Source organism: Flavobacterium sp. JAS (assembly GCF_020991455.1).
Taxonomy (GTDB): Bacteria; Bacteroidota; Bacteroidia; order Flavobacteriales; family Flavobacteriaceae; genus Flavobacterium.
In genome coordinates, this window is record NZ_JAJMOX010000005.1 from 333,487 (window position 1) to 349,270 (window position 15,784).

Annotated in this window: 10 protein-coding genes; 3 read left to right on the top strand and 7 right to left on the bottom strand. The window is 35.4% G+C overall.

Annotation, left to right across the window (positions count from 1 at the left end):
- Nucleotides 1-26: 26 nt before the first annotated feature.
- From LPB88_RS09385 to LPB88_RS09395, 3 genes are all read left to right on the top strand, one after another.
- Nucleotides 27-602 carry a Crp/Fnr family transcriptional regulator gene (locus LPB88_RS09385; RefSeq protein ID WP_230714865.1) on the top strand — a complete coding sequence of 192 codons (576 nt, stop codon included), beginning with the start codon at nt 27-29 and terminating at the stop codon, nt 600-602.
- A gap of 62 nt (nt 603-664) precedes the next feature.
- Nucleotides 665-1,681, top strand: coding sequence for an NAD-dependent epimerase/dehydratase family protein (locus LPB88_RS09390; protein WP_230714866.1), 1,017 nt, complete (start codon nt 665-667; stop codon nt 1,679-1,681).
- Between the two features lie 254 nt (nt 1,682-1,935).
- Complete coding sequence (locus LPB88_RS09395; RefSeq protein WP_230714867.1) at nt 1,936-2,571, top strand: LysE family translocator; 636 nt, start codon at nt 1,936-1,938, stop codon at nt 2,569-2,571.
- Nucleotides 2,572-2,753: 182 nt separating this feature from the next.
- On the opposite strand, the gene LPB88_RS09400 is transcribed toward LPB88_RS09395, so the two are convergent.
- From LPB88_RS09400 to LPB88_RS09430, 7 genes are all read right to left on the bottom strand, one after another.
- Entirely contained in the window at nt 2,754-3,566 is an 813-nt protein-coding gene (locus LPB88_RS09400) for an alpha/beta hydrolase family protein (protein WP_230714868.1), read from the bottom strand.
- A 551-nt stretch (nt 3,567-4,117) separates the two neighbouring features.
- On the bottom strand, nt 4,118-5,737 hold the full coding sequence (locus LPB88_RS09405; RefSeq protein ID WP_230714870.1) for an alpha-L-fucosidase: 1,620 nt from the start codon (nt 5,735-5,737) through the stop codon (nt 4,118-4,120).
- 523 nt (nt 5,738-6,260) lie between these two features.
- Nucleotides 6,261-7,514, bottom strand: a complete 1,254-nt coding sequence (locus LPB88_RS09410; RefSeq protein WP_230714872.1) for an alginate lyase family protein — start codon at nt 7,512-7,514, stop codon at nt 6,261-6,263.
- A gap of 338 nt (nt 7,515-7,852) precedes the next feature.
- Nucleotides 7,853-9,946 (bottom strand): T9SS type A sorting domain-containing protein, encoded by a 2,094-nt coding sequence (locus LPB88_RS09415; RefSeq protein ID WP_230714879.1) that lies wholly within the window; start codon nt 9,944-9,946, stop codon nt 7,853-7,855.
- A gap of 719 nt (nt 9,947-10,665) precedes the next feature.
- Nucleotides 10,666-12,252: a glycoside hydrolase 43 family protein gene (locus tag LPB88_RS09420; RefSeq protein ID WP_230714881.1), complete on the bottom strand. Its 1,587-nt coding sequence runs from the start codon at nt 12,250-12,252 to the stop codon at nt 10,666-10,668.
- A gap of 1,028 nt (nt 12,253-13,280) precedes the next feature.
- On the bottom strand, nt 13,281-13,697 hold the full coding sequence (locus LPB88_RS09425) for a hypothetical protein (RefSeq protein ID WP_230714883.1): 417 nt from the start codon (nt 13,695-13,697) through the stop codon (nt 13,281-13,283).
- 266 nt (nt 13,698-13,963) lie between these two features.
- Nucleotides 13,964-15,766 carry a glycoside hydrolase family 2 protein gene (locus LPB88_RS09430; RefSeq protein ID WP_230714885.1) on the bottom strand — a complete coding sequence of 601 codons (1,803 nt, stop codon included), beginning with the start codon at nt 15,764-15,766 and terminating at the stop codon, nt 13,964-13,966.
- Nucleotides 15,767-15,784: the final 18 nt, after the last annotated feature.

A 15,784-nucleotide genomic window follows, 5' to 3' on the forward strand; every position in this document is an offset into this window, starting at 1 on the left:
GCAACAGATATTCTAAATATTAATAAATGTACGACCAATTATTGAATCTGATAAGCACTAAAATTGTACTTACTGACCCAGACAAAGAATTATGCAAAAAGTATTTTGAACCCGTATTATTTCCTAAAAATCGGATTATTGAAGAAGAGGGTAAAGTCCCAAAATATCTTTATTTTGTCCTCTCGGGTTTTATGAGACTGTTTTATTACAATAATTTAGGAGATGAAGTTACCACCCATATTAACTGCCCGCCAGGATTTTTTACTTCTTATACCAATTTTATCAACCAGACAAAATCTAATGAAAATGTAGAATGCATTACTGAATGCGAACTTTTGAGAATTGCAAAAACTGACTTGGATTTTCTTCTTCAAAGTAGTGTAGCATTTAAAGATTTTAGCATTTGGGTGTTTGAACAATCACTTACATACAACGAAAACCGCTCAAAAGATTTAGCAACCTTAACGGCAGAAGAGCGTTATAAAAAATTGGTTGAGAATTATCCTGAAATTATACACAATGTTCCTCTTCAATACATTGCTTCGTTTTTAGGAATGAACCCAAAGAGTTTGAGCAGAATTAGAAAGCAAATGATTAGGTAACATTTGCGAAGCATTTTAAAAAAAACATCTCCCAATTTTGTGCCTTAATAAAAACAAATAAAATGGCACAGAAAAATTTAGCACTCGTTACAGGGGCAAATGGGCATCTCGGCAACAACTTGGTAAGATTGCTTATCAGCAAAGGCATTCCGGTAAGGGCTTCGGTTCGTAACATCAAAAACAAAGAACCTTTTACTGGCTTAAATTGTGAAGTCGTACAATCTGATATTTCCGACAAACAGTCCTTAGTAAACGCTTTACAAGGTGTAGAAACTTTTTACGCAGTTGGTGCGGTCTTTAAACTTTGGGCCAAAGACCCCAAAAAAGAAATTTATGATGTTAATATTCAAGGCACCAAAAATATTGTTGAAGCCGCAGCAGAAGCAGGTGTAAAACGAATTGTCTACGTAAGTTCTATTGCAGCTTTAAATTATTCCAAACTCCCTACTAAAGAAAGTTACGGACAGAATCCTGATCGCAGGGATATGTACTACAATTCAAAAAATGATGGCGAAAAACTAGCTTTTGAATTGTCCCGAAAGCACAACATAGAATTGGTTGCCGTTTTACCATCTGCAATGATTGGCAGCACCGCTTTCAAACCTTTAAGTGTTTCTTATAATATTATTTCTTTAATTCTCGAAAAGCAAATACCAGTTGAAACGAACATCACTTTAAATTGGATTGATGTAAAAGACGTTGCTCAAGGTTGTTATTTAGCGGCTACAAAAGGAAAAAACGGCGAACGTTATATCTTGGCAAATGAAAAGTGCACTTCTATAAAAGAGACAACACAAATTGCACAGGAGTTATTTCCAGACTTGAAAATAAAACTTCCTATGGCAGTTCCAAAACCAATATTATTTACCATTGCCTGGTTTATGGAAATTGGCAGTAAGATAAATGGAAAAGCTCCTTTATTGAGTACCAAAGATATTGCCATGTTTTCAGGACTTCAACAAAACTTCGACATCACAAAAGCAAGAACTGAATTGGGTTTTCATCCAAAAAATTCAATACAAGCAGTCAAAGAAGCAATGTTGTATTTACAAGAAAATCAAAAGCATTCAAACCGATAAACACTATCTGATTTGCGTCGGTTTTGTGCAAGTTGAGTTCAGAGAATAGATTAAACTTTCGTAGTTTTATACCGTTTTTGCACTAAATTTGAGTTGGGCAATTCTAGTTCCCTAATTGCATAAAGTCAAAAATGTTAGTAGTATAACCTGATAAAATCAGAATCTTAGTAAGTAATCTTCTGGTTAAGAATCGATATTTTTAACCAGAAGTACTTAAAAAAAAGTATTTAAATTTAATTTATAAACAATAAAACATGATACCCTTTAATGAAATTTTACTTTTTTCGCTGGCCGCATTTGTACTGGTTATTAGCCCTGGTCCAAATATGCTTTATTTGATTTCACGTTCCATTACACAAGGAAAAAAAGCAGGTATAATATCGCTTGCCGGAGTAATTTGTGGTTTTTTATTTCACATTACTATGGTTTCTTTTGGTCTGACTGCGATCCTTTTTGCCGTACCAATAGCATATACCATTCTAAAAACAATTGGAGTTGTTTATCTTTTGTATTTGGCATTTCAAGCCATAAAACCAAATAGTAAAGGAATTTTTGAGACTTCGAATAATTTATCACCGGATAAACCAGGCAAATTATTCAGAATCGGTTTTCTAACCAATGTTTTGAATCCAAAAGTTGCCGTTTTTTATTTATCCTTTTTTCCTCAATTCATAAAACCTGAATATGGTTCTATTTTTACCCAAAGTATTCAATTAGGTATTACACAGATCATAGTTAGTTTTAGTGTCAATTTTATAATCGTTTTAACGGCATCAAAAGTTTCAGTTTTCTTTTCAAATAATCCGGTTTGGGTCAAAATACAAAAATGGTTTATGGCTGGAGTTTTAACAGCTTTGGCAATTAAAATGTCGCTTACAAAAGCCCAATAAGTACTTTTAAACAGTTTGTCTCTTTTATACTACAAAGTCTCTGTCTGCATAATTTCCTTACCCCATATCAGCCAAATTTTTATATAATTAAACTATTGAGTTAAAATACTAAATGACCTAACCTTAAAATCCGGATAATTTTAAAGGTCAGGTCATTTTGATTAAAAAAAGCTCGTTTATAGCTATTGGTTAAAATAGTTTTCAAACAAAACCAATTGGTTCGATAGCGATTTGTTCCAATACTTTGGATCATGTCCGCCAAGAGATTCAATATAGAGATGCTCAATTTTTTCATTTGTCAGAAGTTGATGAAACTCTCTGTTCATACTAATCATTTGATAATCATCTATACCACAATCTACTATATAAAGCTGATTTGCTGAGGCCATTTGATTTATCTTATCAAATGTGAAATATTCCTTAGGCAAGCTTTTAAATTCTCCTAAAACTTTATCTGCCTGATAAGTATGGAAATTTTCTCCAAAGCGATTAAAATCTAATGCTCCACAAGAACTCCCCACGATAGAAAAACTATCTTTATAGACAACTCCGATATTCAGTGCTCCATAACCTCCCATACTCCAGCCAAGAATCCCTCTAAATTTTCGATTTTGTATTGTCGGATAATTTGCATCCATATATTCGACCAGTTCCTTTCCAATAAAAGTTTGATATTGGGATGATTTATCTATTGGACTGTCTACATACCAGCTATTAAAATTACCATCAGGCAAGACATAAATGGTGTTGTATTTTTGAGATTTACCGGCAAGATCCTGGATATCTTCTTTGTAAGTTCGATCGGGGTTTCCGCTGTAACCATGAAGGATATAAATAGTTTTATATTTTTTCCCTTTTACCAATTTTGGAGTAATGACTACGATTTCTATTTCCTTATCCATTTTTTTGCTAAATACCTTTTTGTGAATAATATCCTGTGCCGAAATAGATAATGATAATGCCAGCAGTGCAACTGTACTAAATAATGTTTTCATTTTTTATATTTTTTATGATGGAGCAAAAGTCACCTATAAAAAATTTAAAAACATTTACATTTGTTGATGAATTAAAACTTTATTTCTTTACGTATTCGACTCAACTGAGTTGGTGTTATACCTAAATATGATGCTATATGATGCTGTTTTAATCTCGAAAACAAAGATTTGTTTTGAGATAGCTGTATATATCTTTCGCTTGCAGATTCCCATTTTAAGTTTATTTCTAATGGTTCTTTTTTTACTACCCAGTTTTTTTCAAGATATACGATATGAAATAAGGCTAAATCGTGATGTTTTTTAACTAATTCATGAAATGTATTTGCCGAATAAGTAATTAATTGAGCTTCCTCTAAGGCTATAATATTAAATTTACTAGGTTTATCTTCAATGATTGCAACTGTAGAAGCTACAAAACTATTTTCTTCGAAAAAAAAGTTATAAATAATAGCACCATTTTCATCAATCGCATAATACCCCAGTAAGCCTTTCTGAACAAATTAGAAAAATTGTATCTTTTTATTGAGACTATCATTATAAATTAGAAACAATTACTTCATAGCTATTTTAAAGACAATCGCAATATCATTCGGAATAGATTTTGGTTGTATAATTACTAATGAATCTGCTTCTTGTTTCCAAGAAATTTTTTCTTTACTGCCAAGAAGTTCAATTTTTTTGATTTTTCCTGTTCCTTCTTTTTTTGCCAGCGACTTCAATAAAATATTTTCTGTTGGTTTTCCCATCACCGTAGCATACAATACATTTCCTTTCTGATTGTATCGAATATCTTTTGCTGAGTATTGTATTTTTCCTTCATTAAATCCCTGGCTATTAATAGGGTTCGATAGATCAACGGCTGGTCCTTCACCGTACAGTTTCCATGGGCGGGTCTCGAAGATGCTTTCTTTGTTTATGTTCATCCAGGCTGCAATACCTTCAAGAACAACAATTTCTTTGTCATCAATTGTACCATCTCCACGCACAGGAATATTAAGTAATAAATTTCCATTTTTACTGACAATATCTACTAAAGCACGAATGACACTCGCAGCCGATTTATAACGGTTTTCATCATACACCTTTCTATTATAATGCCAATCACCTATACAAGTACAAGTTTGCCATGCTTTTTCTTGTGGTTTGTCAGGTGCTCCACGTTCTACATCCCACACCATACATTCCTTTTGTTTATCTGAAAGTATTTTGCCGAATAAGACAGCTTCTAGTTTATTATTATGGGTCATCATGTTATGATTGTAATAATGAGCAGCTATTTTTAAACCAGCATCGCTAACCGGATATAATGGGAGTGCTGTGTCATCAAAATATAACAGGTCGGGGTTGTACAAATTAATAAGATCCATAGTGCGGTCATAAAAATTTTCACAGTACGCCTGAGAAGGCCATGAGCTTTTATCTTGCCATTCCCAATTCCATCCCTTTCCGTTGCTTAATTCATGATTTTGTGCATACAATCCCTGAGGGTCCAATCCTTCCCACCAAGTACCTTTTCCAGCTGCTTTTGTAAGTTTTCCATCGTACGGAATACCCATAAATTCTCCAGATTTATCGGCTCCTTGTGCTGTTTCGTACCACATCCATGCATGGGCAGCATGTACACTCAATCCAAAAGGAAGCCCCTGTTTTTTAGCAGCTTTCGACCAACCATTTATAATATCCTTTTTAGGACCAACACGAACAGAATTCCATTCTTGGTACTTGCTGTCCCATAAATCCAGGTTGTCGTGGTGATTGGCCATCGCAACGAAATATTGGGCACCAGCACGTTTGTATAACTTTACCAATTCTTCAGGATTCCAATTTTGAGCTTTCCAATCGTGTATTACATCTTTAAAGCCTACTTTAGAAGGGTGACCATAATGTTGCACATGCCACTTGTAGTAATCAGAACCTTCTTCATACATGCCACGTGCGTACCAGTCGCCCTGTTCAGGCTGACACTGTGGCCCCCAATGTGCCCAGATACCAAATTTTGCATTGCGAAACCAATCGGGAACTTTGTATTGGCTAAGAGATTCCCAAGTTGGCTTAAACTTTCCAGTGGCAACCTGTTCCTTACCTTCTCCCACAGGCAACGGAAAATTTTCCTGAGCCTTCAGGAAACATGAGGATAGCATAAAAACTGCTATGGATAGACTAACTTTCATTGAAATTTTTAAGTTCATAATAATATTATTTTGCTTTTTACTAAACGGATATCTATTGATAACTCTGTCTATGTTAGTTAATTAGATTATATTTAATTTTTTTAAAACTACTTTTCTTCCTCCAAAATACAAAGACCTGCTTGTAAACTCAAAAAGGTGAATCAAAAAAATTGTTATTAACCTGAATTCAATGGTTGGTCCTCTCAGAAGATGAGAAAGTCCATTACACACTTGCAAACGGTATATTAGACATTATACTCAGGTTATTATATTATTTTTAATGGTTTATAAAATAACAACCGTTCTGCCATTTTTTACAAATTCCCGAATCTTAGCAGCGGTTTTTTCGTGCATCACGGTTACTCCTGATACAAAAAGTAACTTATAATTCAGGGCACTTTTGCTTATCTCTAAGATGCAGGCACCATGTTGCGGAAATAAAACAGGTCAAAGCAAGCCTTAAGCCGGTCATCGTGTTTTTCAGGAAAAGCATCGCCTGACATAATTATACAAAACAATGACTTTACTTAACTGCTGATCCTGCCTTTTCTCCCGGAGCAATTTGATGTAATAATCCATCACCTATAAAAGGATTTCCCCAACCATTTCTTGATGTTGGATCAACAACAATTCCGGTCATTACATTCGCCATAAGTTTAGTATAAGAAGTCGTTGTTGGCAAACGATTCAATCGATAATAAGCATGATAAATCATATTACATACTAAACCTTGTGCTGTAGGCTGACCTCTATTTGTATCCGAAATTTTAGCCCATGGTCCCCATCCCGCTCTACATCTGTAAACAGATACGTCAAAAGGTACTTCTTGTCCTAAATTATACTTACTCCAGTATTCCACACCAGTCAACAAACGATTTGATCCCAAAGTATATGGATCTAATCCTTGATGATATGCAATTTCAGCAATCCCTGCTAAAACTTGATAAGATGACCAACTATGTACCTGATCACGTCCCGATTCTACATTTTGTCCATTTTCTGCTATATTCTTATAAAGAGAATAATCATTTGGGCATCCACTTTTTGAATTAAAGGCTTTCCATGCTGCATTGAATCTTGTCAAATCATCAGTAAATACAGCCATTGCCATTGAAGCATACATACATGATGTGCTAAAATTAGCTCCATCGGCCGGATCAAAACCATCAATAGCAGGCTGGAAAATATTAGTCATCATATTCTTAGCTCGTGTGATATCTGCTGCTTGCCATCCTGAATTGGTATAGGCAAGGATTTCACCAGCCTGTGCCCAAAGTGGAGCCTGAATCCCTACAAGAAGTTCTACATCTGCTCCCCCAACAGAAACCAGAGTAGTTGACCAAGAATTAATGATGTTTATTGCATTTTGAGTATATTTAGTATCTCCTGTAATATATCCCAATAATGCCTGTAAATAACAGGCTGTAGCATCTTTACCATGTTCAGACCAACCAGTAAAGTTACTGGTCTCTCCTGAACCAGTACGAGAAATATTTGGGAAAGGTCCTTTCATTTTATAGTTTATACTACCTGATGCAGATGCTTTAAGGGCTGCTAATTCAGATTTCCAAGGTTCACTGTTTTGATTATCCTTAACAATATTTAATTCATAAAGAGTGGTTAACAAACCAAGGTGAGTAATTTTTGTTAATGTAGTTACTTCTGTACTAGTTTCTCCCTCGCTACCACCATTATCTGTTCCTTCATCATTACTTTTATCACAACTAATAAATACAATAAGAAAACTTAAAAAAATTGTGGTTAAAATCCTATTCATAATTTTTCTTTTTGTGTATTATATCTCTTTTTAAAATAAAACCTCATATAAAGTTACTTTTTTATATCTAATTCTTTTTTGAATTTCCAATCATCCCTACTCTTCTGGCTTTAATAAAATCTCTCAATATTTTACTAATGATTTCTATTTAGTGTTTCATCCTATTTACAATCACCCAAATAATAATTGATTCTGTTTGATTGCCCAATAGAAAAGAAAAAGCATAATAAAAATGCCAGCATTTTAAAGTCATAACATAAACTTTTTATAATATTCATGTTATGACTCTACTTAAAGCTTTATCTATTCCAAAATAAATTACGAATAAAAACAATTATCTATTTTTTAATAATCTTAAATGATTTTGAGAAATTTGAGTTTACTCCTTTAACTTTTACTATGTATAATCCGGGTTGCAATGAAGACCCCATTAACAATTGCCCTGATTCAGGAGTGGATTCTGCTGTTTCTACTTTTTTTCCTGTAATATCGAAAATACTAACACGAATTGGTTCATTCGATTTTGCATCTCCAACCTTAAAACCATCAACAAATGGATTTGGAAAAAAATTTATCAAAAAGTTTGACTCCTTCGAAATATCATCTATAGACAAGGTAACAGAAGCATCCCAGTAAATTAAACCTCTTCCTCCACTAGCGCTCATGTATACTCTTCCACCAATATTCATATCTCCAATCAGCATTGGTGTTCCTCCAAACTCATGGGCATCATCATTCATTCTGAGCCATGAAGCACCCTTATCACTTGATCTGAAAAGACCCGTAACGCCTGACACGGTTCCCCAGATAAAAATGGTAGGATAGCTGGCTCCTGTTATTGCTTTTCCTATCCCAACCGTTGTGCAGTAAGCTACATTGGAAAGAGTAGTATAAGTCGCTCCATGGTCGGTAGAATATTTTAAACCATTGCCACCAAGAGGCACCCAAATATGTCCTTCAAAGCCAGGTATCGAGCGGATCAGGGTTGTTAATTCCCAAGACCCAAATGTATTGGTACCAGGAGTACCTGCTACCGAAAAGCTGACTCCCTTATTGGAACTTGAAAACATCTGTCCGTTAATTGGATTATAAATATAGAAGTAATTTGAATTTACCTGGTCGGCCACAGGAACGGCGTCTGAAGACGACACCCCCGAACAACTTGACCAACTTGCTCCATTGTTGGTCGTGTAGTAGGTAGTTGTGGAACCTCCAGGGCGGTGCAGAATTGTACCTCCATCGGCGCTGATGGTCACCCTACCGTTTGCACCCATATTAGTAGCAGAAGCCGTCCATGTAGCCCCCTTGTTGGTAGAATAGTAAATAACGTTTCCGCCACTCGAAGCTCTTACTACTTTGTTTGTGTTGCCGGCAGCGTAAGCAATACTCTGATTATTTCCATCTGTAGGAGAAAGTTTTGCTGATGGAAAAGAAGTCAGCGGATCATGTACAAATCCACATACGTCTCCGAAAGAGGAAATAAACGGTCCTCCGGGTATACTTATCCCATCGAGAAATGCAGTCTCTTCAATTCCGATCACATCACACTTCCATGAAGGATTCGTAGCTGTAATATCGGAACAGGTATATACACCACCACCGCCTATTACCTGTACTATTGAAGGATTAACAGGGTCAAACACAATACAGTCCATCCAGTTAACCGCTCCATCGCCTGTCCATGCCATGCCGTTATTGTTATAAGTGGCATTAGTGCCATTCTTAAGGGTCCAGGTCGATCCTCCATCGGTAGAGAGGAAAATAAAGTCTCCCCAGCCACCACCGTACTGGTTGTTACTATAACTACCACAAGAAGAAACTATTACCCGGTTTACATTAGTTGGGTCTATACTTACTCCGCCGTATGAATGGTCCTTCCAACTAACAGGGGTAACGTTTGTCCACACTCCTGTAGCCGTGTTGAGCTTATATAACTTCCCATCGCCATTGGTGGCCGGACCTGCACCATCCGCATAGGTGGCATACATGGTAGTTCCCTGCAAAGCAACCCGATGCGGCATAAAACCAGTGGTTGCGGAAATGTCTGTAAAGGTGGCACCTCCGTCTGTACTTTTATAAATGTTTCCTCCCCCGGTGCGGGAAACGCCAATATAAATAGTTTGAGTCGCCCCACTTACTAAGCTGCTTGAAGGATCAAATTGAACAAAACATATACCGTTTCCACTGGAAGTGGTGGTTACATCGTTCCATGCTTGATTCCATGTAACGCCACCATCTGTACTCTTCCATAATCCATTGGCTCTGGTTCCGCAGAATAATATGTTGCTGTTATGAGGATCTACGGCAAGGCGTTCTCCGTTCCCGCGTCCATTCCCATTTCCATGTGTTTTAAACTTAGCCGTAACATCTGTATAGGTGAAAGTATTTCCTTTGTCTGTAGATTTCAATATAGCCGTTCTTCCCTTGCTCATATACTCAGTACCACAAAGCATGTAAACATTATTAGCATTCTGCGGATCAAGTGCCAAAGCATCCACGCCAATAAATCCACTTTCGGACTCGTTGAGCCAGTCGAGTAGTTGAATCCATTTATTGTTGGCTGCATCCCAGCGGTAGGCTCCACCCACATCCGTTCGGCAATACTTATCGCCGGATGTTTGGTGAGTAATGATTCCCGTCACAAACCCGCCGCCGCCTATGGGGGCATTCTTCCATGTATATTGGGCATAAGATTCATAAGGGGAAATGAAGCAAACCCATACAAATACCAACATTTTAATAACTTGATATTTATGAATATTCATAAGTTTTAATTCTTTTAGCATAAGCTTTAATTTTAGTAGGTTAAAATTATTTTTTGTTCTTTGTTTTTTATAGTAAAATCTTCCCCGCCCTTGTAAGTGTTATCACCAGCAAGAAGATAGGATAAATAAACGCTGCTGGCCATACACCGTATTTGCCAGGATAAGCATAAATAAAAACGGTTTCATCCCAACTTATTGGAATGTTTTTCAAAAATCCAGTTCAAATGCTGGGGCATTTGCTTTGAACAGGATTTTGAAAAAGAACGCTTATTATCAACTGAAAAGCATCAGTTGACAATCGTTCCCTTTCCTTTTGCATTTCTTTTATTAAGGTGATTCTAATCCGAAATTCACTTGTAAATTTTTATCTATTATCATAACTTACCTTAATATTTAATTCTGAACCAATTAAAATCAGCATAACCGCCTATTTCTTTTGTGGCGTAGTTGAATAAAGCAAAACGATAGCCCATAAAATGCGGAATGCTGTATTTCATCTTCAAAGGTCTGCCTATTGGTTTCCAAACTTTTCCATCAAGGCTGTAAAAGAAACTAGCTTGATCTTTCCCATTAAGAGTGTAAAGATTATTAGCTTCATCATTCATGCCGGTAAAATCGCAATCGATTCTGAAGTAAATTTGGTCCTGATCCAACGCAATTCGCTCTACTTCGACGGGCTTATCATTATCAGTAGTAATCATTACTATCGACTTTTGACCCGCGTCAATTTTAACCCCTACTGATCCATACTCTTTTTGGAAAGCTGAGAATCCGGCAAAATCGCCGTCTTTCATTTTGGAAACCTCCAGAGCAACAGAAACTGAGCTAGTTGGACCAATAGTGCGTTGTGTAAGTGTGTTTCTGATCTGAAGAAAATCAGTGTCGATTCTTCCTGTTTTGAGGCGCAAAAATCCTTTTCTTTCAGTTACAGACCACAGCGCATTATCCGGATTATGATTCCATTGCCATACTAAAGGAAGTGCTGCTTCTCCTTTTTTTCGATTGAATTCATCAGAAGCAACCAAATTCGGAATCAAACCTTTACTGGCTGGCAGGTCAAGCTGTTGCGGGACTTTTCCGTTTTCTCCTAATACAGGCCAACCGTTTTCCCACTTTACAGGAACGAGATAAGGAACGCGGCCAACGGCAGCGAAATCGCGGAAAAGATAGGAGAACCAACGTCCATCGGGAGTGTCTATCAATCCTCCTTGAGCGATTCCTCTATCCTGTAAGCCAACTTTTCCTTCCCAAGGGCCGTTGATATTATCTGCCCTATGTATAATTACAGTTCGCATTTCACCGCGTGGTGCACAAATATTAAACAGATAATATTTCCCTTTTACTTTAAATAATTGAGATCCTTCAGCTCCAAGCCCCACTTCTTTTCCTGTTGGTGCGCTGCCGTTCTCGATAAGAACCCTCTCCGGAACGCCTTGTTTAACTCCTGTCAGATCCTCATTTAATTCAACAATTTTTAGTTTTTCTGCGTTATGAATTAAATATACCTTGCCATCATCATCAAAAAACAAGGAATTATCATGATATGATGGTTTAAAAGAAATTCGTTCCCAATTTCCTTTTTCTATGTCTTTTGTTTTAAAAACATAGGTTTCACCTGTGGTGTATGCAAAAGTGGTTACATAATATATCCCCTTATGATAGCGCAAGCTACTCGCCCAGGAGCCCTTGCTATATGCATTTTGACCGTCTGTCAAATTTAGCGCCGGCAGATCAGCCAAAGTATCATAAGCATAGTTGATGATCTTCCAATTGACAAGATCTGTAGATTTCATAATAGGCACACCTGGGTTCATGTGCATCGTGGTACTGCTCATATAATAATTTTTACCAACTCTGATCATAGATATATCTGGCACATCGGCAAAAATGATTGGATTTTGGGCTTGCGCAAAACCAACGGCCTGAACAAGCAAAACCAGAAAGGCAAAAAGGAACTTAATTTTTTTTTTCATGAATAAAATAATAATGGAGAATAGAACTTACTTGATTTTTCTGAGAGCTTCAAAAGATAAATATCCAAAAGCGACGAGTAGTTTTTTTCTCATGGTTTAAAAATGGGTCAATGGTTAGTAAATGTTTTCTTAAGTAAACAAAGTAATAGGAAAACAATACCACATAACGTTTCCTTTTGTATCACAAGAGTGCACCAATTGTATTAAATGAAAAACCTATACCATCAAATACATTTATAAATCAATTCGTTAGAAAATTATAATCAATTATGATATAAAAGAGTATAATTCATTGAGCTGATTAAAAACATAAGTAGCATCATTTAAATTTTAATCATTAAAGTAAATAAGATAGGACGTAAATTATTTTAAAAAATATCTTTTACTCCCGATAATTTCTCTTTTTAGGATTTAGGGTAACTGGAGTAAATACCTTTTTTTCCACAAAAAATTAATAGTTGCTATTTTAGGGACATGACAATAACCGGATAGTACCTTTTTACTCACTCTTCGAATTTTGTTTCCATATCCAGCCGACTATTTGATAATAATATCAATTTTATTTCTTTTTTTAATCCTACGAAATCCTTAGCATAATACCTCTTAAAAAAGCCCATAAATTCATCCCTATTACTGAGTTTAATTTGCATTTGCTTATCTTGATTTTTTCCGTAAATGAAAAACAAATCTAAATTTTTATGAATCTTTAGAACGTATTCCTTCTCTGTATGGCCAACCCAGAAAGTACTATATTCATCCTCTATTCTAATTATTTCTTCAATAGCAAACTTAACATCTTCGACTGTCGCATTATCAATTAATTCTCCCCCAACCTTTCTCTATCCAAAATTCTGTTGCCATCTATCTTATTCTAAAGTTTTACTTTTTATATAAATCCAACCACCCTTTTTTATTTAATTAAAACTTATCAAATGTGATTAAGAGATTAGTTAACTTCAAGGGCTTTCTTGCTAAATTCTAAAATCCAACAATGGTGATCAATTTAAACCAGGACCAGATACAAAAACTCACAATTCTTTCTCTATAGAACGGTTTAAATCATCCAAACAAAAATCTAATGCCGCATTATGATTATGTACCAAATCCGGTACATCATTCAACTTAAACCATCTTTGAATTGGAAGATCAGATCCAAAATTGATTCTGTAATGTTCACTATCTATTAAAGCGTAATATCGTAAACGTGCCTCAGACATATTATAGAAAATTGAACAATTAATTTCTTTAAAAATAATGGTAGAATGAATATTGAACTCCTTCAATAAACCATGTACAGTATCATCAGTATCATTCGCATTCTTAACTATACCCGATAAGACTCCCCATTTTGCAAGGTCGATTCCTTTATCTTGTTTTACCAGAAGAACTTTAAGGTCATCTTCCTCGTAACAAAAAACTACGCAATCCACTAAAATCTTATCCATAAATCAATTAATTATTAACTTCCTGTTTTTTTATTCATCTCTAATTTTTTTCCCAGAATTCAATATCTGTTCCTGAAGAATCTTTTGTTATCATTTTATTTATTTTTTCTCTATTCTTTCTCCTCTTTATTTGAAGATATCTATTAGGAATTTCTCAGGAATTTTTCCGTTCCAAAGATTGATTGGTGTGCTTTGACCAAAAAAATTAAAGCTGACCATTATCAAACAGACGAAGGTCAATAAGGCTTGTTTTATACTTATATCTTTCATTTTCTTTTATAATATTGCTCAATAATATACCAGGCTTTCTTTTTTTCTCCTTTTTCAGATAACAATCCTTTTCTGTTATACCCCTTTTGATAAACTTGGTTCATCCTCCCCAATGATTTATAATCAAATAACAACCATGGAGAAATTCCGCATAAGTTTGGTATAGTTTTAAATAATTCTATTTGATCCTTGTAAATTTGTTTCTGATATCCTTCTGTCCAATAAGCAGCCTGATCACTTGGTTCAGTATTATTTCCATAGACTGCTTCTCCTCCAAACTCTGAAATAAATACCGGTTTGTCAGGATAAGCAAAGTCCCATTTTACCTCCGATGGTTTACCTTGCCACGGATCATACCATCCAATATACTCGTTAATACAAATCAGGTCAGAATATTCATAAAGTGTATCCCACACCTTAAAGGAGTTATCCTTGTATGATTGTGTATTGACTACATGGGTAATCAAACGGGTTGAATCTAATGCCTTACATTTTTGAGTTAACACACTAAGAGCATTATTTCGATTTGGTGTTCCCGGATATGTCTCATTTGAAAGACTCCATATTATAACGCCACAATGATTTTTGTCTCTTCGAATCATTTCTTTCAGCATAGTCTCCATCTTTATCTGAACAAGACTGTCCGAAAATTGAATATGTTGATAAATGGGAAGTTCACTCCACACCATTAAGCCCCTTTTTTCAGCTTCCTTAATTATGTTCTCATTGTGTGGATAATGGGCAAGACGAACAAGGTTACAGCCTAATTCTTTTGCTGCATTCAATAATACTAGGGCATCCTGTTTTGAATGGGCCCGAGTCCCTTTATATGGATTTTCTTCGTGGATATTTACTCCTTTAAAAAAGATTTCTTTTTTGTTAAGCAACACTTTATTCCCTCGTACTTCAATACATCTAAACCCAATAGTATCTGTTACCGTATCAGTTTCACTTTCAATTATTACGTTATAAAGCTTAGGATTTTCAGGAGACCAAAGCTTAAAATTTGAATCAAATTCAACATTGACATATCCCATATCATTTGATTCCATTTTATAAGATTTGTTAATCTCCGGAATCTTTATCGTAACCTTTTGTTTTTTAGCTGTTCCATTTAGCTGTATCCATCCCGAAACTTTTTTTAGACTTCCTTTTTTTAATTGAATAGAATAATCTTCGATAAATGTTTTATTCGTTTCAATCAAATTAACATCACGAGTTATACCGCCATAATTGAACCAATCATAGCCCCTACCAGGCAAACCGCTCTCCAGGCGCTTGTTATCTACTTTTACGATTAGAGAATTTTCTCCTTTTTTTACCTTACTTGTTATTTCAAACTCAAACGGTGTAAATCCTCCCTCGTGAATGCCTATTTTTTCTCCATTAAGATATACAGTGGCTAAATAATTTACTGCCCCAAAATGAAGAAATAGTCTTTTTTCTTTATTGAGCTTGTAATCGAATAGTTTCTTGTACCAAACAACTCCTTCAAAATAAGTTAGTTCACATAACTGCGAGTTAAAATCACCTGGAACTTTTAAAACTGGTCCGCCATCAAAGGAATATTCGATAAAGTCAGTCTTCTTTTGCGGTTTTTTCTCTAACCAGACTTGTTTCCAATCACCTATGTTTGTCGGGTCAAGAATAACCTGCCAATCACCATTTAAACTTAATAAATTTCGGGACTCAACATTTACCATAGCAGACTGAGCCTGTAAATAATTCCCAAAAAAAAGAATAATCACAATAGCCAGTTTCTCCATTTTCAATACTATTTTCTCTGTTCTTTCATGCATTTCTTTTGGTCCTTTCTA